Origin of the sequence: Vibrio echinoideorum (assembly GCF_024347455.1) — a bacterium.
GTDB classification, from domain to species: domain Bacteria; phylum Pseudomonadota; class Gammaproteobacteria; order Enterobacterales; family Vibrionaceae; genus Vibrio; species Vibrio echinoideorum.
Genome location: NZ_AP025483.1, coordinates 2,444,007 through 2,466,976, shown reverse-complemented (window position 1 = coordinate 2,466,976; position 22,970 = coordinate 2,444,007). Strand labels below are relative to the sequence as shown.

Below are 22,970 nucleotides of genomic sequence, written 5' to 3'. Positions count from 1 at the left end.
TTTATGCTTGATACCTACAACGTAGGGTTTATGAATCGAGATCCAATTGTGCGCGCCAGTGTAGTGGCTGAGTGAATTTGGCCACTTGATTGGAGGTTTGCAATACCTGAAGTTATCCGTGAGATGCTAATTTAGGAAACTCGCTGACACGTTTCTGTCCAGAGGCTTGATAGACCTGAAGTTTTACTCATGGCACTTTTCTAAAAAGTGCCTGCTAGCTCAGTTCTGCCCCATTATTGGTTTCGGCAACATGTTAGCGTTTTTAGACAACCTGAATTTCCCCAGATACAATTCATGTGAAATCTAAAAATCATAAGGTATCAATTATGGGCGGCATGATGTGTGTAAGCACAAAGTTGAAATGTCCAATCAGACTGGACACTTCGCTAAGCGACATTTTATATATCTTGATATAGGCTTTATATAAACACCTATTTGAAATATAGAGACTTAGTTTATGGCGGTCGTCCGTCTTAGAGGTTCATGAGGCTTTCAATAGATTCCTCAATCGAATCAAAATGATAGGAGTGAATATCATAACCATCACTAGCATCGATCTTAACTTTAGAAATACCATTGTTAAATTCAGCTTCAAGAAGATCAAGAGAATGCTCGACTGATTGACAAATAAAGATGCTTTGATTGGTTAGAGTGATGCGGCATGATTGTAAAACCATAGTAGTGTGTCCCTTTTTAGCCTTGGCGACAGAATCTTTGTGTTCTGATTGCCAGTTGATGACGTTGTTAGAAGAATCCCTTCTGTTTTTAACAGTAGACTAGATTGTAAAAAAATGTAGTTTATTTTCGGATGAACATCGAAAGTGTGACTTTGAAAAGATAAGGCTCTGTTATCACGGGATTTAACACTTGTAGTGATAGTAAGGTACGGAAACGTGATGGCAGAAAGAACGCGTTGAATGAAGCCCGTAACTTAATAGTACTATGCGCCGTTTGTAACTGGGATAAGTAACATCTTCAACTTATGTTTACACTAGCCTTGTTGTTGCTTCAGCAGCTTAAGGTGTAGCCTTACATGAGAAGTTGTTCAGCTCTTTACTTGAGTGTTTGCAACGAGTTGCGACACTTCAAAGGTTATTTGCTCTACGACCTCTTTTACAAACATGGTTCTGTCATTCCCTGATAATTCTAGGGCGGCTCCAAGGTTGGGTATATTCCAGCGAAGCTTGTTTGGTATGTGTGAATAAACCACGTTTACGCATTCAACAAACAAATTACACTGCTCAATACTTATTTGGTCACATAGCGTAATCACGTAATCGAAATTTTCTTTTGTCTTTTTGTATTCAAAAACAGTTTTGCTTTCGGTCTGTATAGGTACACAAAGTAAGTTAGACAATTCGTCTAAGATAGCTTGGGGTGTTCCTCCAGTCTCAAACCCTGAGCAAGTTGCTTGTACCATCCCATTAGACTGCTGCTCTACAATTGCTTTAGCGATAGCCGCTCTTACGCCTTTTTTAACGCAAACAAACAGAATGTTGATAGGAGTTGTACTCATACTAAAAATAATCCTTACAAATTAATATCGTATATTAAACATAGATATTTTTAGGAGCTTTTCAACATGGTGATGACTTTTAGACACAAAAGAAGCTAAGAGCTTAACTCATAACTGAAGTAGTTCGGTGAATTGGGCCTGTGATTTAGATTTAGAGATTGCTCAAGACCTCAGATAATGCGCCAATCGCTAAATTAGAAACCACGCTCACCCATTCCTGTACGAGTATATGAAAAATCACAAGTGATCTGACCCAACAATATAGAACACTAAATTGAGTGATTTTCCATATCTGTAGTTATCCATGAGTTGCTAATTTAGAAAAGCCACTGACACGAAATTGTCCAGAACCTTCACAGTTGGCACTTCGTAACGCAGAAGTACCCCAATACGTGTTTAGAACGCATGAAACCATCATGAGATTTATTTGTGAAACAGGCTGTTTCCCAATTTGTGTAACAGGCTGCGCACAAATTACTCTGAATCAAAAATGCCTCAAACCTTCTCAGAACCTGCGAACGGAACACCTGACCAGCACACCAATAGACCAATAGACCAATAGATCAAGTTAATCTAATCCGTACTTTGATCTCTTGTCCGGAACTTTTCCGTAATTCACCCCCCATAACTACATGCCGATTCACATAACAGGTCGATACCAGTTGAGTTTCATAATTAATGGCAGCAGCATAGACGGAATACAAAGACGGAAAAAATCCGTCTATAAATCGTTAAGCATACAAAATTGAGTGACTTATTCATTGTGAGAATAGATATATGAAGAAGCTGGATGCTTATCGCAAAGCATTGAAGGATTGCGAAAAGATTGCTCAGGAAGAATTCAAAGCGGCAGTAAAGCTTAGTAAGCGTTGCGATCAAATTGTTAACAACCTAAACAATGAATTTAACGATATTGCATGGAAGGCAGAACAAGTTACCGCCAAGGATCAGGTTGCGGCAAAGGGATTGACTGATATTCAAAGCAGCTTGGGTGCCGGTTATGAGTTGCTCAGGGCTAAGCAAGCAAAGGCTTTAGAACAGCAGAAAGAGTCACTAAAAAGCTTTAGCGTTATGTTGTTTGGTCGCACTATGGCGGGTAAAAGCACTATACGTGAAGCCATCACTGGAGGGGATGGATCAACTATAGGGATGGGGGCGCAAAGAACGACCCGAGACGTGCGTCAGTATGACTGGAATCATCTTCGTATTATAGATACACCAGGGTTTGGTGCTTATAACGGTGAGGAAGATACAGAGATAGCACGCAGCATTCTTGAACAATCAGATGTGGTTCTCTTTTTACTCAGCGATGACAGTATTCAGGAGTCAACATTTACCGAGCTGAAATACGCCTATCAGCTGAACAAGCCTTTAATATTTGTTGTGAACGTGAAGAAAAACCTGGAGAAGAATGTTCATCGAAAAAAGGCGATAAAAGATCCCGATAGCTATATCTACAATGCTTCAGACTTGGAAGGACACAAGGAAAGGTTGCGAAATGAAGCTGCAAAGCTGGGGATGAACCCAAGATATATCCATATTGTCCCTATACATGCTCAAGCAGCTTTTTTGTCGACTCAGGAAGCCTATAGCGATCAAAAAGAAGATCTTTATCGAGTCAGTCGAATGGATAATCTTCTGACGCTATTAACAGATGAAATTACGCATAAAGGCCGTGCTAGGCGAGTTCAAACGCTATTAGGCTCGACATTAACCCATACGGATGATCTTGAGACATTGATTCGTTCCCAGAAAGAATCAGTGAAAGGGCTGCTCAAGGAATATGCTAATACCCAGAAGCGTGTTTATATATGGCACGAACGCCAGTCAAAACGGGTGCCGGACAAGATTGAAAAAGATGTCGGACGCGCTTTTGCTCCGTTAATGAAGTCAATATCAAGTTTTGTTGATGACAATATTCAGTCTAAGTATTTTGGCAATAGACTTGAAGATCACATTGCTTCTTTTGATTTAAAAGAACACTGCAAAAATGTGGCAAATAATATAGCTGAAGAGCTTGCTGCTGATCTTGAACAATTCAATCGGGATATGGCTAAGAATATAGAGCTTGGTGGCAAGCTCAATATGGAGGGAAGTAAAAGGTCATTTGATCCTTTCGATTATAAACGCATGAATGGTTGGACAGCAGCCGGGCTGGGTGCTCTTTCTGCCATTGCTTTTGCAAATAGCTGGAATCCCATTGGTTGGGGGCTAGCAGCGGCAGGCTTCGTGTTTGGTTTATTTCAAATGTTCTCTGATTCAAAAACCAAGAAGCTACAAATGGAAAAGCGTAGTCGAACTAAAGAGATTCGTGATGAAATAGCAGTGCAACGGGATAATTCGATTAAAGAAATCACAAAATGGTTTCACAAGGATATCGAACGAAAGCAGATACTTCAGGTTAAATCGGACTTAAATGAGGTCTGCATTGGGCTTGAGAGGTTTATTCAGTCTCTCGAAAAAGCGTTTCTCCAGCTTGATCAATTAGAACATGACATAAACGAAAGGTACTTGCTGCGGTCTATGGATATCGTGGCTTCAGATAAGTATCAAAAACCACAGTTTAAACGCATAGTCCGCCAACCCGGTTACGCTTGCTATTTCACCGTCACCAATCATTTTAAAGAGCCTGAGCTGCTCTCGTCGTTGCAGACACTTTTGGGTGAGCGGGTTAGAGTAGTATACGAAAACTCGGTAGAAAAGATGCTTTCTCATATGTTGGGTCTTAGGAAAGATAGGGCTCGAGTCGAAGGTGAAAATGGAGAGTATTTCATTTTTGCTAAAGAAGAAGATCTTGGACGGATTATTGGAAAGCAGGGGCGCAATATTATGTTGGCTGCTGCTATTTGTAATATCAAGTTATCTGCAAAACCAATGCATGAAATGAGTGAGGTTTGTCATTAATGGAAGAGTTGAAGTTTAATCAGGCTAAACAGATGGTATCGGCATTTATCGCTGATTTGTCTAAGAGAAATAAGTTAACTGAACTGGACCTCAGTTTTCCGAATCAAGACGAGTATCAAAATTCAAAGCTAAATATCGCTTTTGTTGGCCAATATAGCTCTGGGAAATCCTCTCTAATTAAAGGATTAACAGGACTTGATGACATTCCCATTGGCTCAGGCGTGACAACCGATCAAGTGACTAAGTATGACTACAAAGATCTGGTTGTATGGGATACCCCTGGCATACTTGCTGGTGAAAGGGAGCAGCATGATGAAGCATCATTTGCAGCGATGGATCAAGCGGATTTGTTGGTTTACGTGATTACAAATGAACTGTTTGACGATGTTGTTGGGGCTGCATTTAGAGATCTATGTTTTACAAAAGGAAGAGAAAAAGAAATTCTTCTGGTAGTAAATAAATCTCAACGCGATTCAGGTACTGTGGAGACCAAATTAAATGGGATTGCTGAGGTTTTAGAACCCAGAATACCGGAAGACTTTCCTATTGTATTTGTTGATGCAGAGTCATATTTCGAGTCATTAAAAGAAGAGGATGAAGAAGATAGAGCAGAGTTAATGGCTCTATCCAACTTTAGTGGCTTTATCGAAGCTATTGACAAATTTTCCCAAGAGAGAGGTTTGCTAGGCAAGGTGACTACACCGTTAGCCGCTATACACACTCAGTTAGAAGAGTTACTAGGCAAGTTGGCCGCTGAAGATCCGACGCAGGAAGCGCTGGTTGAACTGCTTCAGCAAAAGATGAGGATATTAAAGTCTAGTCAAAAGCAGCTTCAAGAGCAGTTTGATGGCAATTTAGCTGAAATGGAGCAAAATATTCTACTTATTGGTGATGAGCTGGCGGAGTCAGTGGATGATGGCCTCAATGAGGCGGATTTTAAGCAAATACAGCAGCGCTCTGCAGGTGATGTTCTTGCTCAAGTTAAGCAAACCCAGCTGAAACTTGAGAAAATCGTCGATTCAGCTTTAAGTACTCTTGAATCTGATCTGCAAGAGCTGGATACAAGCCCGCTAGCAGAGTCACTCAAAGCCGCTTTGAGCGATCATTTTCAAGCTACACATCAACTTAATGCTAATGCAGATATTGATATTGAAACGCATAATATCGGCGATAAATATGAGAGTTCGGTAAAAACACAGCAGACTCTTAAGTCCGCAGAGAAAGGATTCTCATGGTTATCAAATCAGGCGATCAATAAGACTGCTAAAGAAGGGATGAAAGCAGCATCGGGCAGTAACCTCCACAAAGCAGTCCTGGAGGTAGGACACTTTTTTGGCGCCAAATTTAAACCTTATCAAGCTATTAATATTGCTGAAAAAATTGGCTCAGCTGCGAAGTTTATCGGGCCGGTTATGGCGTTAATCGGCGTAATCGTACAAATCAATGACGACATTCATCAAGAGAAACGCGCTGCAGACCTAATAGCTGCTAGACGCGATATTAGGAAGAATTATCGGGAAATATTTCTTGAGTTGAAAATTGAGTTTGTTAAACGTATGGATGAGTTATCAACATCTTTCTATACGACTGAAATTCGCCATGTTTCTGAAGCATTGCAAGACTTACAGAGCACATCAGAAGCGAATATTGAACAGCGGCAACAAATTGAAAAGGCGATATCTGAACTAAACAATGTGCGCGATAGATTTGTCCTTGGGTAGAGTTACGAACGGATCTGCACCAGCAATACTGGACAACGCACTAAGTGATTTTTCAATACGAAAAGTTATCCGTGTGGAGCTAAATTAGTACATGACCAAACACGGAATTGTCCAAGAGTTTCTTAGGTTGAATTTCTACCCTTGGCACTTTCTAGCTTGAAAGTGCCCCATTGTGTGTTTTGAATAAGGTTCTACATTACGGCTAGTAGTCCATTATGTTATAAACTAATCTAATGTCATTTTCGAATCGAGAAACGACTTATGAGCAAGAAAAATCTATCAGAAAAAGAACTGCTTAAGGGTATTACACCTAATACTGCCCACGCTGATGGGCTTGCTACAGTTTCATTAGATGAAGTGGGACTAGAACCCTCAGAAAGCGACTATAAAGCCGTTTTGAAAAGAATTGAATCCTTGTTTGATGTGGCTGAACCAGGCACACCCGAAGGTGATGAGCTTGAAAAGCTAGTAACTTGGGTTGAAGGGTATGAAGAAGATCACTTCCCATTTTAAACTAGCTAACCTTCAGTTTAACCTCAATCAATTTAGATGGCAGTAAAATAATTTGTGCAAGAAGTCCTTGCACAATTGCTCTTACTTTCAGATACGACAAAGCCACAGGCTTTGTATAACAGCTACATACAGAATGTTTTCATTAATTTGAATTCTGGGTGCGGTGCCGGGTATTCCATCACCAAATATGGGAGGGAGAGTACCTTAGGCTTATCGTATGTCCTCGGTGGGCTGCTTTGCAATTACGTTAGATTCAAATTGATACCATTACTTCTGGCCAGACAGTAAATAGTAACTCAAAGAATAAAGCAGGGATAACCGAGGCTCTCGCTATTAGTGTAAAGCGAAGAACCGAATGCAGCAAGCCTACCTCCTCAAAGAAACAAGCTAACGCAGTTCATAGCTATCACGCCTCTGACCCAAGAGGTTAATTCAAATAGTCACTCGACTAAAAGGTTTAATTATCATGGTCGAACACAGCACTCTATTAGTTGATCCTTTTGGTCGAAGTTAGGATTTGAGCATAATCTCGACCAGAAAAGTAAATGTTCTTTCTTTTTCGACTAAAAAGTTTAAAAGAATTGGTCGAGAGATTGTCGGCCTTGTCGCGTCTAATGAAAATGCCAGCATTGTTAGAGTGGCCTCAGTTATTGCTCCTGAAACATTCAATATCGATAAGCATTAATCCTCCTCCGGAACGCAGAAGTGAAGTTTTTGAGATTTTCTATGTGGGCCTATTGGTGCTCACTACTTCCTGGGAAATTTCTCCAAGCTCTCGCTACTAATAAACTAGCAAACCTCTCTGTTTAGGACCGTTTTTTAAGTAATATGCTCGCCCTCTAATGCTTACTATTATCAACAATGATCCAACAGGGTTCATCCTTAAGATTATGATTTGTAACTATTAAAATCTTTAATCTTACTTTGAGAACTTTTAAGTAATCACACATCGCAAGTTGCGATGCGCAAGTTGCGATGCGGAGTGAAAACTATCTAGAGTCTTGCTCTCTGTTAGGTAGGCTACATATGGCTCTGATTAGAAAACTAGAGGTACCTATCATCGTAACTCAGAGATACCCCAATGTTTCAGGAGCCACAGTAAAACCCATAGGATTAGCTAATGAACAATTACCGAGGAATCCTCAGTAGTTGCAGAGTTTGCAACAACCCCTACATGCCCAATTTGTCCAACAACCTGTTGGACAAATTTTAATACCTAATTTTTGCAAGAGGGTCTTGCAAAAATGCGAAACAAGTTGTTTCGTAAATCGTCTTTGCCCCTTTCCTTGTTAGAGTAAAGGCCCTTTCACATTCTGTTAATTGAACCTTGCCTTATCAATATTAATGAAACGATAGACTATTACTCAATCAGTTTTGCTGTTGTTCATTCTCATTATACGCAGAGCCGTCACACAGTTTGCTGATATACGTTGAGTTGCTTACTTAAGGCGAGCAGAATAGGAGGGAGAAGCAACTATATGTTGTAAATTATTGCTCTCATTGACATTTATCCGTTCAGAATTACAGGACTGTGTTTTTGAAAGCCCCTGCTTTGTTTTTAGGTTTTGTTATATGAAAATCACCTCTTTCGCTTTGAAAAACTACCGAAGACTAGCCGACGTCAACTTGGTGCTAGATGATAAAACAACTGTCCTTGTCGGAGCTAATAATAGTGGAAAAACGTCCTGTATAGGGGCGCTACACACCTTCCTGAAAAGCCCAGACAATCTAAAAGTTCGAGATATATCGAAGCGTAATTGGAAGGAAATCCAAAAACTAGGCAAACAAATCGAACAAGAATTCCCTACTAGCGAGAAAATGCAGGAACTATCGGATGTTCTTATCAGTCTACTGCCGAGTTTAGACATAGAGATCACTGCAGAAGTGAATGAGGCATACAAGGTTCGTGACATCCTGCCAGATCTGGAATGGCGCGGTGGTGCGTTATTTGTTCGCATAACTTACGAAGCAACTGATATTTCTAAACTGTGTCGTGAGTTTGTTGATATGAGAGGCGTTGTATCCAAATATACAGGTAAGGTAAGTTTGTGGCCCAAAGATCTATGTGATTTCTTGGAGAAAGGTCGTAACCTCAGTAAATTCATTAAGCAAAAGCATTACATTTTGAGCAAAGGAGTCGAGCCTACTTCGAAAGAGGTTTTGCAGCCCCTAAAATCTGACGCTTTGAAAAAGTTAATTAGAGTCGATGTTCAATCTGAGCAACGCGGCTCAGGTGATGAAGATAAAACGGAGCAAAACGGACCATATTCGGAAAAGCAGCGGCTCAATAAGCTACTTCGAGGATATTACGATCGTATCTTGAACCCCGAAGATTTTCCTGAGCCAGAAGACCTTGAGGTCTTGGGACATCAGCAAAACCTAGAAGAGGGGTTTACCAGTAGATTGAACGCTCAGTTCAATGCACCCTTCGAAGAACTGAAAAGCATGGGATATCCCGGTATCGGCGGTAATCCGACTGTTGAAATTGCCGCGAAAATTAGCGGCACGGATGCTTTGCAAAAATCCTCATCGGTCCGATATCGTTTTGATACAAATGAAGAAGAGTTTCTTCCCGAAAGCTACTTAGGCCTTGGCTACCAAAATCTTATATATCTGACCTTTAGGCTTCTAGAGTTTCGTGACAAATGGATGCGCGTAGGAAAATCGGCTTCATCTGAGGATAAAGTCGAGGATCAGATAGAACCAATCCATTTAGTTTTACTCGAAGAGCCGGAAGTTAATCTTCACGCTCAAGTTCAGCGAGTGTTTGTATCGAAAGCTTATGATACTTTGCGGAACCACCCCGATTTGCGCGACAAGGCAACCCAAAAAGATAAGTCTGAATACCAAACACAGCTCGTGATTAGTACCCACTCAAGTCATATTATCAACGATATTGATTTCAAAGATTTACGTTACTTCCGACGAAATGATGCGAATAAGTCCATCAAAATGGATCATACATCAATTGCAAACATGTCAGAGCTTTTTGCGAAGGCAAAAGATGAGCTTTTGTTTGTTAGAAAACACTTGAAGCTAACTCATTGTGACATCTTCTTTGCCGATGGCGTTATTTTTGTTGAAGGCCAAGCCGAGAGCCTTCTTGTGCCTGAATTTATTTCCAAGAGCTTCCCGAAGTTGTCGAATCGGTACATCTCTATGCTTGAGGTGAACGGTGCGCACACGCACAAGTACAGAAATTTAGTCGAGAAGCTTGGAGTAGCAACTCTAGTGCTGACAGATCTTGATTCTGTTAATAATGAAGGGAAGTCTTGTTTCCCGAAAAAGAAGTCAGCTCAAAAAACTAATAATGATACCTTGAAGAAATGGCATCCAAAGAAAGAAGCGCTAGATGACTTGGTGGCCTTACCTCAAGCGAAACATGCTACAACAAGCGGAGATGCACCGCTTTATGTTGCCTATCAAAAACCAACACAGATTTCTGGAGAAATGATTTTATCCCGAACTTTTGAAGATGCGCTGATTTTGGCGAATTTCGAGGATGATTATTTCCAGAACATAAAAAAGCTCAAAGATGCGAAAACTGATTTTGAAAGCGGCACAGAACCGTTGTCGAAGTCACTTTATGACTATGTGCAAGGTTTAAAGAAGGGTGACTTTGCCTTCAATTGCCTCTTTCATCTTGCGGATAATGAGGCGAATAGCTTTAATCCCCCAGATTATATGAGCGATGGTCTTACGTGGTTGCAAGATCAACTGTCACCAAAAGCGTAGGGGGAAATTATGTCAGAGCAATTTTACTTGGCTGAAACCAAACCTATCGATCATGATAATAAAGTTGATGAAGGTATCCGAGAGTGTCTAAGTATAGGTTCGGGAAAAAGCTTCATCACCTTCGCAGGGGCGGGGTCAGGCAAAACCTACTCCCTGAAAAAGGCTCTAGAATTCCTGAAAGCTCAATATTCTGATGACTTTATTCTTAAGGGAAAGCAAATTGCTGTTGTGACCTTTACGAACAACGCAGCCGATGAAATAAAAGATCGGATTGAGCAAAGCCCAATCTTTGCGGTTTCGACAATTCATAGTTTTTGCTGGTCCGCTATTGCTGGTTTCAATGAGGATATTCGCAAGTGGTACTTGGAAAAAATCCCCACTGATTTAGAAGATCTTGAAGAAAAAGAACGGAAAGGTCGATCAGGCAAGGCTTCTGATGCTCGAAAAAGAGATATCATCCGTTTGACTAAAAAAATGGAATGGCTAGCAGAGCCACGATCTTTTATCTACGACCCAAATGGAGTCAACTCCTCCCCTAATTCGTTGTCGCATGCAGATGTCTTGAAAATTTTCTCAACTTTTTTGATTAATAAGCCGATGATGGCCGAAGTTATAGTAAATAAGTTCCCTTTTATATTTCTCGACGAAAGTCAGGATACCAACAAAGATGTAGTCAGTGCATTTTTTGAGCTGCAAGATACCAAATCGGATAAAGTTGTCATCGGCTTGTTTGGAGATACGATGCAGCGCATCTTTGGCGGGGGTGAACCTGAACTAGGCAACACAAAGCCAAGCGATTGGACCACTTTCAATAAGGAAATGAACCATCGGTCAGCACGACGTATCGTGGGGCTAGGCAATCAAATACGTAATGCAGGTGATGAACGGAAACAGTATGCCGAAGAAGGAGCAGCAGAAGGTTACGTACGATATTTCTTATTACAGCAAGGTGTTTTAGATAAAGATGACATCGAATTGAAAATTCGTGAGACTATGGCGGAAGTTACGGGCGATGCTGACTGGATAGATATTCAATCAAAAGAAACCGCTATCTTACTTCTGGAACATAAGATGGCTGGTCGTCGGCTTGGCTTTGATGCTCTTTGGGACAAGCTTTCAAAATCAGGCAAAATTAAAGATCGGATTTCTGAAGGTGAAAATACAGAGCTGAATTTTTTTGCTGGCATTGTTTTTCCTATTGCTGAGGCGAGTTTGAAGAAAAACCGATCTGAATTGATGTCTATCTTAAGGGAAACGAAGTCGCCGCTTCTGGAAGCCAGTGTGCTTGATGCTCATAAGGATGATCCGCTAGCGCTTGCCCGAGCAGCAGAACATGCGTTTAGATGTGTGATTTCAAATGTTGAGGTTAGCTTTCGTGAAGTTCTAGAAGTGCTTGCTGAGCATAACCTCCTAAGAATTCCAGCGAAATTGCAGTCTTTTGTAGCTACCACTGAAGAACGCGTGGTTGAATCAAAGCTAGATCAATCGGAAGCCATACTAGAGATTGAACCAGAACCTGAAGAGTGGGATGACAGCGAGATTTCTGCTTGGGCTGAAGCCTTGGAGACTAATTTCTTTCAAATTCGGAACTATAAAGAATACATTGAGGAGAACTCAATTTTTCGCACCCATCAAGGCGTGAAGGGCAACGAATTCGATCGTGTTATGGTTGTCATGGATGATGATGAAGCCGGCGGGTTCTTATTTTCCTACGAGCAGTATTTTGGCGTAAAGGAACTTTCTCTAAGTAGTAAGAAAAAGCAGGATGCGGGTGAAGAAACTGGTTTGGATCGCACTCGACGGTTGTTCTATGTTACATCTACACGAGCTAAGAGTAGTCTTGCCCATGTGATATACACTTCCGATGTAAACGGACTAAAGACAAATCTTATTGAAAGAAAATTTGCTCGAGAAGGTGAGATTATTGAGCTTTAAGGAAACAAGTCTAACGAATGGGAGCTAATCATACGTTTTTGTTTCTAGGGTTTTAACTTACTTTTACTAATCTTATATTGGCGAGCTACCACAAATAATTTAGCTCGCTTTTGTCCAAAAATGAGTTTAGTGGTTAGTGTATGATTGTGTGAACAGGTGAAATCGAACCACGATTTTGTCAGACTGAGTATGAATCAGTACATATAAAGTTAGATAAAAATATAGTAGAGACCACCAATTTTGGGTGGTCTAATTTTTTCATTTAGCACCTGAGCTCTTACAGAAAAATTAGATCTACACGTAAAAGTTAGATAAATGGCTTCTAGCCCTCGTTCTGTAAGGGGTTTCTAACTTTTAAGTCTAACTTTAAGTTAAGTGTGGTTTTTTTGTATAACGAGTACAGCTCAACGAATGAATACAAGAAAATAAATATAAAAGGAAAGTAAAGTGGCTGAATTTAAATACAAAGATCTTTCTCAAGAAGAACAAGATAAACTAGACGCAGCAACCTTTCGTCGCCTGTTAGCACATTTAGATAGCAACAAAGATGTGCAAAATATCGATCTGATGATCTTGGCGGGCTTCTGCCGCAACTGTTTCAGCAAGTGGTACAAAGCCGAAGCTGAGCAACAAGGCCTAGACTTGGATATCGATGACGCTCGTGAGCGCGTTTATGGCATGACTTACGATGAGTGGAAACAAAACCATCAGCCAAAGGCGACGCCTGAACAGCTAGCAGCATTTGAAGCGAAGCAGAAGCCAGAATAATTTGTCGATTTAGCAGCAACGATTTATAGATCAAGCAGCACTTAGAACAAACCGCATATAGCAAAAGAGCCCATCAGGGCTCTTTTTAATTTTGTACGCTAATCTTAGCTTTGAATGCTAGTGTCGAGCTTAAGCTAACTCACCCGTTTGCGAGAAAGCCTCTAACTTCGCCGCGTAAGGTTGTAGGTCACCAATATTTAGATTTACCCACTCGTCATTAAAGTAAGTATCTAAGTAACGTTCGCCACTGTCACATAATAAAGTCACGATAGAGCCTTTCTCTCCGCGTGCTTTCATTTCACTGGCTAGTTGAAGCACACCGTACATATTGGTGCCGGTTGATGCGCCAACTTTGCGGCCAAGAATATCAGACAGCCAATGCGTAGTAGCGATACTTGCTGCGTCTGGAATTGTACGCATCTCATCAATCACACCCGAGATAAAGCTTGGCTCTGCTCGTGGGCGACCAATACCTTCAATCTTGCTGAATGTATTGCCTTTCACATTCACATTGCCTGTTTGGAAGTATTCGTGGAATACTGAGTTCTCAGGGTCGACAACACAAAGCTTAGTTTCATGCTGTTGGTAGCGAATGAAGCGGCCGATAGTTGCAGAAGTACCGCCAGTACCTGGGCTCATTACAACCCAAGCTGGAACTGGGTGATCTTCCATCTGCATTTGATTGAAAATTGAGTTCGCGATGTTGTTGTTACCGCGCCAGTCGGTTGCGCGCTCAGCGTAAGTAAATTGGTCCATGTAATGGCCGTTCAGCTCTTCTGCTAAACGGCGAGACTCATCGTAAATTTCATCTGAGCGGTCAACAAGATGTGCTTGGCCGCCGTAGAATTCTATCTGTTCAATCTTCTTCTTCGCTGTGCATTTTGGCATTACTGCAATAAACGGAAGACCTAGTAGGCGAGCAAAGTACGCCTCAGACACGGCTGTGCTACCCGATGAAGATTCAATGATCGTTGTTTCTGGGCCAACCCAACCGTTACAGATAGCGTATAAGAATAGAGAACGCGCTAAGCGGTGCTTCAAAGAGCCCGTTGGGTGTGTGCTTTCATCTTTAAGGTAAACATCAATGCCTTCGATACTTGGTAGTTCGAGCTTGATAAGGTGCGTATCCGCTGAGCGTTGGTAATCGGCTTCAATTTTACGAATCGCGTTGTTAATCCATTGATGGTCAGTGCACATAAGCGTTCTCCTGATCGAGTGTAGGAATTCTTTGTAATTGGTATGGCTCTAATTTAGCTACAATCAGAGAGAAAAACTTTGCCATATTTGCTTTGTTTTGCTTAAATTGTAGAAAATAATTCTCTTTAAATGCGATTTGGTGAAAGTGTGATAGATGCCGTAGATAAAAAAATATTAGGATTACTGCAAGAAGACAGCACCCTGTCATTGAATGACATTTCTGAAGCGGTCAATCTCACCACAACGCCTTGCTGGAAAAGGCTTAAGCGCCTCGAAGAGAACGGCATTATTGAGAAAAGAGTCGCGCTGTTGAACCCAGAAAAGCTCGATCTTTCTTTTACCGCGTTCGTATTGATTAAAACCAGTGATCATTCTCACGAGTGGTATGGTCGTTTTGTGAATACTGTGTCGGAGTTTCCAGAAGTGATGGAGTTCTATCGCATGGCTGGCGAATATGACTATATGATGAAGGTTCAGGTGAAAGACATGAAGTGCTTTGATGATTTCTACAAGCGCTTGGTGAATAGCATTGACGGTATCTCTAATGTGACCTCGACATTTGCGATGGAACCATTGAAGTACACAACAGCACTGCCGCTTTAAGCTCAAACTAATCTTAGGCTACCTATCGTTTCAGTTTAACTATCTTCTCAGTTTAGATCTCGCCTCTGCGATAAAAGAAAAGGATTATTCATGTTTGCAAAAGTATCTACCGCGATCCAATTGGTATTAGCGGTCGCCATTTTTTACTTGGGCTACACCATCTATTCGTTTACTAATAAAGTAGGGGAGATCGTCGATACTTATCCGCAGGTTATCGAAGATTTATCCGGTCTCACGAAAGGGCTAAAAGTGGAAGAGCTGCTAGCATTTGCTGAACATGTTAGTGAGCTTGCTCCTCAAGTTCTGAACACAGTCGAAGAGGTCAGAAAGACGATCGATGACGTGAATCAAACCGTTTCATCGGTCGACAACAAAATCCCTGCGATATTAGATGAAGTGAAAAATGTCCGAACGGAAGTCGAGCAGGTCAGAACCGATGTTATTCCCCCAACATTGACAGAATTAAAACGATACCGTGTCGATGTAATGCCGCCAATGCTCGCTGAAAGTAAATCTTATCGAGAGCAAACCATTCCAGTGATTGTCACTGAATCCGAAATGCTTAGAGCTGAAGTGCCTGATATTTTGGTGCAAGCTAATTTGCTAGCCGATAAGAGTAGAGAGTTAGCTCAGGGAGCGGCAGAAGGTGCGGTGAAAGGGGTGGTGCTATCACCATTTAATCTACTGCGAGACGCTGGAGATGGCATTAAAATGCGAGTACAGAGTGAATTCGAGCCGACGTTAGAGGTTGAATAGACTTTACTGTTTTTGTGTGACGTTCTTTCGTCAGCGTTACTAAAAAGGGGCTAGGTATGATACCTAGCCCCTTTTGGGTTTGAACGTGCTTGTTCGCCGTTTCTAAAAATGTACGTCGCTTTTAAAAAATGCTCATAGTTATAAAAAGTGTTTGCTCGTTACTTGGTAAAGCGCATCACACCTTCTTGAACGGCTGTCGCGACTAGCTCACCTTTTTGGTTGTAAATCTCACCACGTACTAAGCCGCGAGTGTTGGCCGCGGTCGGGCTTTCAATCGCATATAGCAGCCATTCATCCATTTTGAACGGGCGGTGGAACCAGATTGAGTGGTCAATCGTCGCCACTTGGAAGTTGGGCGTCATGATTGACACTTCATGTGGGTGAAGTGCTGTCACCAAGAATCCCCAATCGGACGCGTAAGCCAGCAAATATTGGTGAATCAATTGGTTGTCTGGCATTGCGCCATTTGCTCTTACCCAAAGGTACTGCTTCGCTTCCGCCTTCTTAGGATTGAGCGGATTCACGACAGTCACAGGGCGCATCTCAATCGGCTTTTCACCACAGAAGGTTTTACGCAGTTTCTCTGGTAGGAACTCCGCAATGTGGCTCGCTAACTCGGTTTCAGATGCAAAGTTCTCTGGCCCAGGAATATCAGGCATTGAAATCTGGTGCTCAAAGCCTGGAGCATCACCGTGATAAGAAGCCGTGAGATAGAAAATAGGGCGGCCATTTTGAATCGCTTTAACACGACGTGTGCTGAAGCTTCGTCCATCTCTTAGGTTCTCAACATCGTAAATAATTGGCTTTTCAGGATCGCCAGGAAATAGAAAGTAACTATGAAACGAGTGCACACTACGGTCATCTTGAACGGTATAACGAGCAGCAGAAAGCGCTTGCCCTAATACTTGACCACCATAAACCTGTGGTAGACCTAGGTTCTCACTTTGCCCGCGGAACAGACCTTCTTCCAGCTTCTCTAGCTGAAGTAAACTTAATAATTCTTGTAAAGGTTGACTCATCGCCAGCATGCCTCTTGGTAAAATGGATGTCAGATTATTGTGTTAATCATTTAGCTTAGTCAGATATCTGTCAATAAATCATAGGGTTTCAAGACAGAATATGAAAGCTCTCTTATAATTGGTGGGTAGATTTGCCGAGTCCGGCAAACATGTTGAGAGAAATTGAATATGAAAAAGGCTCTAATTCTTATTACGTCTTTAGTATCGTTTGGCCTACTTGTTGGTTGCCAAGCAACATCAGAAACGAACGCTTCTCAGGAAGTGGTTGCAGAGAACACTCAAGTGATTTCAGGAACAGTAAGCTACCGTGAAAGAATTGCATTGCCAGAGAATGCCGTGGTGACTGTTACGCTAGAAGACATCTCACTGGCTGACGCACCATCGACGGTTATCGCAACTCAAGAGTTCACCACTGACGGTAAGCAAGTTCCGTTCGCATTCGAGCTGAGCTACGACAACAACAAGATTAAAGCTAACCACCGTTACAACATGCGCGCAACGATTCACGTTGACGGTAAATTGCGCTTCACTACTGACACTATTAAGTCAGTAATTACTGATGTAGAAAACACGCAACAAGCAGACTTGCGCTTGGTTGGTGTTCGTTAACTAGGAATGGACGCCATATCAAGGCATCTTGATTAGCTGATGAGCTGATGAGCTGATGAGCTGATGGGCTTATTCACTAGTTATGTAATTGATGGCAGCTCTAGGGCTGCCATTTGTATATTCTGAGTTTTACCTTTCCTGCGTCACTCACTTCAACCCCTTCTTCGACCAGATGCTTCTTTTGGCGATCAAACGAATCACCCTTCAAAGAGATCTCACCTTTGCTGTTAATCACTCTATACCAAGGTAGTTTACTTCCTTCAGGCAAGTTGCCTAATGCTCTACCTACATGTCGTGCATAGCCCGGAAAACCTGAAAAACGTGCTATGTCTCCATAAGTTGTTACTTTCCCATATGGAATTTGGTGAATCACAGCAAAGATTTGGAGCAAAAATTGGTCCATACTAAAAGTTCCTAGTTCATTAATACCACGGATCGGTAGAAGGAGAGGGCTATGGTATTTTCAACGTTTCAGTTCTTGATAACCACATTATTAGCGGTTGTTTGCGCGAGAGCAATCAGTTTAAGTGAGGGAGATATCCCAGTGCTTGCAATGGTTATTCCTGCTTTATGGATTTTACCGCAGGGAGGCATCGCAGGGTTAGCTTTGCTCGCATCCATGACTGCCTATGGTTTAACCCTGCCTTTACAACCCATCACGCTGTCTGTCAGTGCGTGGGTATTATTCCCACTGCTTATGGTGGTCTTTTCAAAACGCAGTAGTTTATCCGTCGTGATTATTTCTGGCTTGATTGTAGCAACTTTGCAAGTCGGGATTATGGTCACGCAGTCAGCAGGTAAGCTTGATGGCGCTCCCTGGATTACCACACTACAGACTTTGTCGATCATTGTGATTTGGTGGGCAGCGAATCACCTTAAACCAGCCAGCCGACACAGCTGGTGGTCATTAGGCTTGATACTTCCATTATGGATGGCCGATTTACCTTATGCCGCTTTGGTTGCTTTGTGTGTAACGGGCATCATGGCATCGATGGAAACACTGACGCGCTTGAAAACCTTCCGCTGGAATAAATTATTGTGTTGGACATTGCCGACGGTTGGTTTTGCGGCACTGGTGATTACCCCAAGCATCGAAGTGCCTAGTCCAGTCTTTGTGGTGTGGTTATGTCTATTAGGCACCGCGTGGATGACAGACTACATCATTCGTACAGAAGATAACGAAGACATCGATATCTAGTACGTAGATAACCCGAACCTTACAAATGCAGGTAAATGGTGAATTTACCTGCGATTTTCTAGTGGTTTGAATAAAGGATAAGCACTTAGACAGCAATTGTTCAAAAATAGGGTGGAAGGGCTTGCAATGGTTGCTGTGATGCTTAATAATCCAATCACTCTTTGAGGCAAGCCTCTTAGAAAACGAATCTATGGGGGCCTGGTCCTCCCGCAACAATAACTCGTGAACTCGGTCAGGCCTGGAAGGGAGCAGCCGCAGCGAGTGACTTGTGTGCCGGGATGTGGCTGGGTTCCCACCCCTTAAAAAAGCCGCTCTTAATGAGCGGCTTTTTGCTATCTGAAACTTTCAAAAAGTGAACAACAGTTCGTGATTGGTGGTGTTCACTCTGTACATCAGCCTACTCGTAAATGCTGTATGAAAAGTATTTACTTGCGATTTTTTGATGTTGACCATTGTCGATCAGTCTTTGTATTCCACTATCGATAAGATCTTTTAATTCGTCATCTTGTTTTCTAACAGCGACTCCAATACCACGACCAAACCACTTCTCTTCTGTAAATTTAGGGCCTGTAAAGTGATAGTCCTTACCCTGATCCGTTTCAAGAAAGCCTGCGTTGAGCCCCATTGAACCACCAAACACGCTATCTAAGCGGCCGTTGAGTAAATCGGTAAAGGCTTCATCGAATGAGCCGTAACGTTTGATATCTACATCTGGATAGATCTCAGAAAGGTACTTGTCACCAATAGTTGCTCGTTGAACCCCAATTGTTAGTTCATTTAAGCTGCCGTCATCCATATTGATTTCACGCCCCTTTTCCATGACAAAACGAGTGGGAACTTTAGCGTAAGGCATAGTGAAATTAACTTTCTTTTCACGTTCTTCGGTAATGGTCATAGCCGCTATAATTGCATCGTTTTTACGGCTTAAAAGTGATGGGATAATACCGTCCCAATCAGTTTTTGAGATGATACATTTTACTTCTAATTCGATACACAAGGCGTTGGCTAAATCGACTTCAAACCCCTCTAATTCACCATCTTGCGTTGTCCAACTGAACGGTGGGTAGGCCCCTTCAACAGTAAAGCGAATTTGTTTCCAATCTTTTGCGTATGTGAACACAGAGAAAACACTGACGAATGCAACAAGTATCCATTTCATTGGTTATTTCCTTATAGTAATAATGGATATGGATAATTAACCAATTGTTAACATTTATCAATGCAAATGCATATTGATGTGAGCAAAGGCATGCAGATCAATTAGTTTGCTCCAGTTTTATTGCCAGAAGTACTGTTAGCGTATTTAAGGACGTTAACAATACTTATCCGATTAATCCGCAGGTAGCGTTACAGCAGACGATTTTTCCCCTCGAATGAAACTCAATTTATTGTTTTTTCCTTTACAGGCTCGACTATAGGTTGGAGCTGTGACTTGTTACTGCGAGTACGATGGCTGCAGTTAAAAGCGCTGAGCCACCGATTTTATTCAGGTACGTTGGGTGATCTTGCATAAACCCAAGAAGCTTCTTGGCAGAGATGGCGTAAATCATCACCCACGTAAAATCCAACACTGCCATTGTGGGGCACATCACCAACATTTGTGATAACAGAGGCTTGGTTGGGTCTATGAACTGGGGGAAGAATGCAGTGAAAAAGACAATCGCTTTGGGGTTACCCGCTGCAACGAAGAAACCACTTAAATAGAGTCTGTGGCCTGAAATCGCGGTGGGTGAATTGGTGGTTATTTGTGCATCACACTCAGGTTTATCACGCAACATCTTGATACCCATATACAGCAATGTTGTGACTCCAAGCCACTTGATAACGGCGAACGCTAGTTCAGACGTTGACATTATGATGCCAAGTCCAACTGCAACAATGATCATCTGTATGAAGTTTGCTGAGATATCGCCTAGTGCCGTAAAAATAGCTTTATTAACGCCATATTTCATTGAATGAATGACGCCCAACAAAATGCTGGGACCTGGCGTCATGGTTAAGATAAGTGAAGCGAGGCAGAAGGTTAGCCATGTTTCTATAGTCATTTGTTTTCTCCGGGTGACTGGTATCTATTTTTCGGAAAAAGTAGTCTGCTAGCATAGAGGTAGATATCAAAATAACCTGAGGTTATATAAATGGTTGAAGACTTGGAAAGCATCCCATCATTAGTTCCCAAATTACTTCTGCAGCTACTAGCGCTCGGAAGTATCACTGATGCCGCTCTGGTATTAGGAGTCAGCCAACCTGCTGCGAGCAAAGCTCTTCGACGTGCTGAAGATGTGTTAGGTTTCGCTTTAGTCCGAAGAGACAGTCGTCCCTTATTGTTAACAGAGGAAGGGAGGTTGATTGCTGAGTTCGCGAAACAGCAGGAGTTGCAGGGAGGGGTGTTATTGAGACAGCTTCGACTTATTCAAAAAGATGGGGCTGGACAGGTGAAAGTGGCTTCTTTTGGCGCATCCGCTTCCACACATATTTTACCCAGCCTAATTCATGCGATCAGCCAACACTTACCTCAAGTTAAAATTGAAATAAGCGAGTTTACTGACGAAGGAGCATTATTAGCATTGCGAGAGGGGCGCGTAGATTTTGCAATCGCGGTTGATAAAGAGTATTTGGATCTAGATATCATCCCAGTCTTTACTGACCGTATGGTGGCTTTAGTTCATGAAGATGACCCTTTATCCCAGTTGCCAGTTTTGTCGGCTGTGGATATCGAAGATCGAGATTTTATACTGAGTAAAGGGGGCAGCGAGGCGCTCATTAGAGAATGGTTTAAGCTATCAAAATCTCGCCTTAAAGAAAAACACACCATTGTTCAATTGACCTCGATACTTGCTTTGATTAGAGCGGGCTTAGGTGTTTCTATTGTTGCAGAGCTTGCCGTTCCAGAATCTCATCCCGGCGTAAATGTTATTCCTCTTGCGCCCGAGTACCCTCGTAATATTTGTGTAGCGAAAAGAAGCGGTTGTTTTTCTTCGAACGCAGCCAGGTTAACTTGGGATTTTTTGAGTAAAAATAGGTCACTTAATTACCTAAGCAAGTGAGATCATTAAGTGCGAACAGACGTTTATCTATCATTGCCTCATTTAATTCGCAGGCAACACAACGGCAGACGCTTCTTCCTCCGAATCTTCTTTGTCTTCTACTTGGTCAGCAACCCAATCAATCGTCTTTGTTAGATAGAGCTTGTTGGTTTCGGTATCACACCAATGTTTTGATAATCCTCTTCGATTAAACTCACTGCCAATTGCTGCGAGTGTCTGGTTGCTTGATCGCCCGTAATACAAGGTGTCGCACAGTTGCAGGTTCGACATGGATTGAGGGTACGTATTGACTGGCGAGGAGTTCATGCTCAGTGCTTTTGATTGGTTATGAGTGCACCCAGTTAGGCTCAGGAAAAAGAAAAGGATTAGCGTATTTTTCATGGTGTATCAGATCTGTTGCCGATGATTTGAAGAGAGTATTGCCATGATTGCCCCACTAATTTGTCAATTTCTCGCCAACTAGTTATAGACCAAGACTTTCCTCCCAGTTAGAAGGCGTTATTAAGCCAACGATAAAAACAGAATTAACAAACAAAAGCGCAATTTTGTACAAAAGCTGAAAGAGCCTATAGAGTAGACTGATAAGTCGCTCGATAATTAACAGGCTTGGGAATTGTTATGGAGAACAAGAAACGCTCTAAAGAAAAGGCCGAATATAAGATCACAGAAGAGCTCGGTGGCCTTGAAACCCTTAATGCTGAATACGAAAAGCAGAACTTCTCGCGCCATAGCCACGAGGGCTACACACTTGGTGTTATTGAGCAGGGCGCTCAGCGTTTCTATCGAACGGGCGGGCATCATATAGCACCACAAGATGCGATTATTCTGGTCAATGCCGACGAAGTTCATAGCGGTCACTCTGCCACTGAAGGTGGTTGGGCATATCGAGCCATGTATCCTCTCCCAGATCAACTTGCCAAGATCACTCAAGAGCTTAACCTACCGAACTACGGGGCTCCTTACTTCCCTAGAGCGGTGGTTGAAGATCCTGAACTCGCCAATCAACTCAGATTAGTTTTCAACACGATTGATGAATCAGATAATCGCCTGCTAAGAGAAACCCTAATGTACGGGATGTTGGTTAAACTGATTAGCCGACATGGTAAATCGAGCCTTAAACCTCAATTAGATGGAAAAACTCAACGGCAACTTATTCTAGTGAAAGAGTTTTTAGACGATTTTCCACAAGCGGATGTGTCATTGGAAGAATTGTCGAAGCTTGCGGCTTTAAGCCCATTTCACTTGGTGCGCTCTTTTCAAAAAGAATTTGGTCTTCCGCCACATGCATATCAAATTCAATCCCGACTCAGGCTTTCGCGTAAGTTGCTAAAGCAAGGGCATTCGATCTCGGACACTGCTCAAGAGTGTGGCTTTCACGATCAAAGCCATTTTCATCGACATTTTAAGAAAGCCAACGGTTACACCCCAGGTCAGTACATTAAGATGCGTTGA

At 42.1% G+C, this 22,970-nt stretch carries 20 protein-coding genes and 1 other RNA gene; 13 read left to right on the top strand and 8 right to left on the bottom strand.

Annotation, left to right across the window (positions count from 1 at the left end; all coding sequences use genetic code 11):
• Window positions 1-473: 473 nt before the first annotated feature.
• Entirely contained in the window at window positions 474-677 is a 204-nt protein-coding gene (locus tag OCV36_RS11150; protein WP_016786656.1) for a hypothetical protein, read from the bottom strand.
• 368 nt (window positions 678-1,045) lie between these two features.
• The gene (locus tag OCV36_RS11145) at window positions 1,046-1,516 is read right to left on the bottom strand and encodes an arsenate reductase/protein-tyrosine-phosphatase family protein (protein ID WP_016786657.1); all 471 of its coding nucleotides are present in this window, start codon (window positions 1,514-1,516) and stop codon (window positions 1,046-1,048) included.
• 777 nt (window positions 1,517-2,293) lie between these two features.
• Between OCV36_RS11145 and OCV36_RS11140 the strand changes: the two genes are divergently transcribed.
• The 6 genes from OCV36_RS11140 (at window position 2,294) to OCV36_RS11115 (ending at window position 13,092) form a co-directional block, all read left to right on the top strand.
• A complete protein-coding gene (locus OCV36_RS11140; RefSeq protein ID WP_135458992.1) occupies window positions 2,294-4,420 on the top strand; it encodes a GTPase in 2,127 nt (708 codons plus the stop codon).
• Window positions 4,420-6,141, top strand: a complete 1,722-nt coding sequence (locus OCV36_RS11135; RefSeq protein WP_135458990.1) for a GTPase domain-containing protein — start codon at window positions 4,420-4,422, stop codon at window positions 6,139-6,141. Before OCV36_RS11140 ends, OCV36_RS11135 begins: the two co-directional genes overlap by 1 nt.
• A gap of 261 nt (window positions 6,142-6,402) precedes the next feature.
• Complete coding sequence (locus OCV36_RS11130) at window positions 6,403-6,654, top strand: hypothetical protein (protein WP_135458988.1); 252 nt, start codon at window positions 6,403-6,405, stop codon at window positions 6,652-6,654.
• Between the two features lie 1,572 nt (window positions 6,655-8,226).
• The gene (locus OCV36_RS11125) at window positions 8,227-10,389 is read left to right on the top strand and encodes an ATP-dependent nuclease (protein ID WP_135458986.1); all 2,163 of its coding nucleotides are present in this window, start codon (window positions 8,227-8,229) and stop codon (window positions 10,387-10,389) included.
• Window positions 10,390-10,398: 9 nt separating this feature from the next.
• Window positions 10,399-12,324: a UvrD-helicase domain-containing protein gene (locus OCV36_RS11120; RefSeq protein WP_135458985.1), complete on the top strand. Its 1,926-nt coding sequence runs from the start codon at window positions 10,399-10,401 to the stop codon at window positions 12,322-12,324.
• Between the two features lie 447 nt (window positions 12,325-12,771).
• Window positions 12,772-13,092, top strand: coding sequence for a DUF1244 domain-containing protein (locus tag OCV36_RS11115; protein WP_010439576.1), 321 nt, complete (start codon window positions 12,772-12,774; stop codon window positions 13,090-13,092).
• A 129-nt stretch (window positions 13,093-13,221) separates the two neighbouring features.
• Here the strand turns inward: OCV36_RS11115 and OCV36_RS11110 are convergent, their stop codons facing one another.
• Window positions 13,222-14,289 (bottom strand): PLP-dependent cysteine synthase family protein, encoded by a 1,068-nt coding sequence (locus tag OCV36_RS11110; protein WP_135458983.1) that lies wholly within the window; start codon window positions 14,287-14,289, stop codon window positions 13,222-13,224.
• A 129-nt stretch (window positions 14,290-14,418) separates the two neighbouring features.
• Between OCV36_RS11110 and OCV36_RS11105 the strand changes: the two genes are divergently transcribed.
• Window positions 14,419-14,892: an Lrp/AsnC family transcriptional regulator gene (locus tag OCV36_RS11105; RefSeq protein ID WP_017078855.1), complete on the top strand. Its 474-nt coding sequence runs from the start codon at window positions 14,419-14,421 to the stop codon at window positions 14,890-14,892.
• Window positions 14,893-14,982: 90 nt separating this feature from the next.
• Window positions 14,983-15,648, top strand: coding sequence for a hypothetical protein (locus tag OCV36_RS11100; protein WP_135458981.1), 666 nt, complete (start codon window positions 14,983-14,985; stop codon window positions 15,646-15,648).
• Between the two features lie 158 nt (window positions 15,649-15,806).
• Here the strand turns inward: OCV36_RS11100 and tesB are convergent, their stop codons facing one another.
• Window positions 15,807-16,667, bottom strand: coding sequence for an acyl-CoA thioesterase II (gene tesB, locus OCV36_RS11095; protein WP_135458979.1), 861 nt, complete (start codon window positions 16,665-16,667; stop codon window positions 15,807-15,809).
• A 168-nt stretch (window positions 16,668-16,835) separates the two neighbouring features.
• On the opposite strand from tesB, the gene OCV36_RS11090 reads away from it, so the two are divergent.
• Window positions 16,836-17,276 carry a YbaY family lipoprotein gene (locus tag OCV36_RS11090; RefSeq protein ID WP_029222253.1) on the top strand — a complete coding sequence of 147 codons (441 nt, stop codon included), beginning with the start codon at window positions 16,836-16,838 and terminating at the stop codon, window positions 17,274-17,276.
• A gap of 100 nt (window positions 17,277-17,376) precedes the next feature.
• Here OCV36_RS11090 and OCV36_RS11085 read toward each other — a convergent pair whose 3' ends face one another.
• Entirely contained in the window at window positions 17,377-17,679 is a 303-nt protein-coding gene (locus OCV36_RS11085; protein ID WP_102450202.1) for an MGMT family protein, read from the bottom strand.
• A 51-nt stretch (window positions 17,680-17,730) separates the two neighbouring features.
• Here OCV36_RS11085 and OCV36_RS11080 point away from each other — a divergent pair, with 51 nt between their 5' ends.
• Together OCV36_RS11080 and ffs are read left to right on the top strand one after the other, a co-directional pair.
• On the top strand, window positions 17,731-18,474 hold the full coding sequence (locus OCV36_RS11080; protein ID WP_102450203.1) for a VP0952 family biofilm-associated protein: 744 nt from the start codon (window positions 17,731-17,733) through the stop codon (window positions 18,472-18,474).
• Window positions 18,475-18,670: 196 nt separating this feature from the next.
• Window positions 18,671-18,767: signal recognition particle sRNA small type (ffs, locus tag OCV36_RS11075), an RNA gene on the top strand.
• Between the two features lie 104 nt (window positions 18,768-18,871).
• On the opposite strand, the gene OCV36_RS11070 is transcribed toward ffs, so the two are convergent.
• Window positions 18,872-19,633, bottom strand: a complete 762-nt coding sequence (locus OCV36_RS11070) for a transporter substrate-binding domain-containing protein (protein ID WP_004736414.1) — start codon at window positions 19,631-19,633, stop codon at window positions 18,872-18,874.
• A 253-nt stretch (window positions 19,634-19,886) separates the two neighbouring features.
• Entirely contained in the window at window positions 19,887-20,519 is a 633-nt protein-coding gene (locus tag OCV36_RS11065) for a LysE family translocator (RefSeq protein ID WP_054541729.1), read from the bottom strand.
• Window positions 20,520-20,609: 90 nt separating this feature from the next.
• Here OCV36_RS11065 and OCV36_RS11060 point away from each other — a divergent pair, with 90 nt between their 5' ends.
• Complete coding sequence (locus tag OCV36_RS11060; RefSeq protein ID WP_102462573.1) at window positions 20,610-21,518, top strand: LysR family transcriptional regulator; 909 nt, start codon at window positions 20,610-20,612, stop codon at window positions 21,516-21,518.
• Window positions 21,519-21,560: 42 nt separating this feature from the next.
• On the opposite strand, the gene OCV36_RS11055 is transcribed toward OCV36_RS11060, so the two are convergent.
• Window positions 21,561-21,899 carry a hypothetical protein gene (locus OCV36_RS11055; RefSeq protein ID WP_019350604.1) on the bottom strand — a complete coding sequence of 113 codons (339 nt, stop codon included), beginning with the start codon at window positions 21,897-21,899 and terminating at the stop codon, window positions 21,561-21,563.
• A gap of 237 nt (window positions 21,900-22,136) precedes the next feature.
• Here OCV36_RS11055 and OCV36_RS11050 point away from each other — a divergent pair, with 237 nt between their 5' ends.
• Complete coding sequence (locus OCV36_RS11050) at window positions 22,137-22,970, top strand: AraC family transcriptional regulator (protein WP_135458978.1); 834 nt, start codon at window positions 22,137-22,139, stop codon at window positions 22,968-22,970.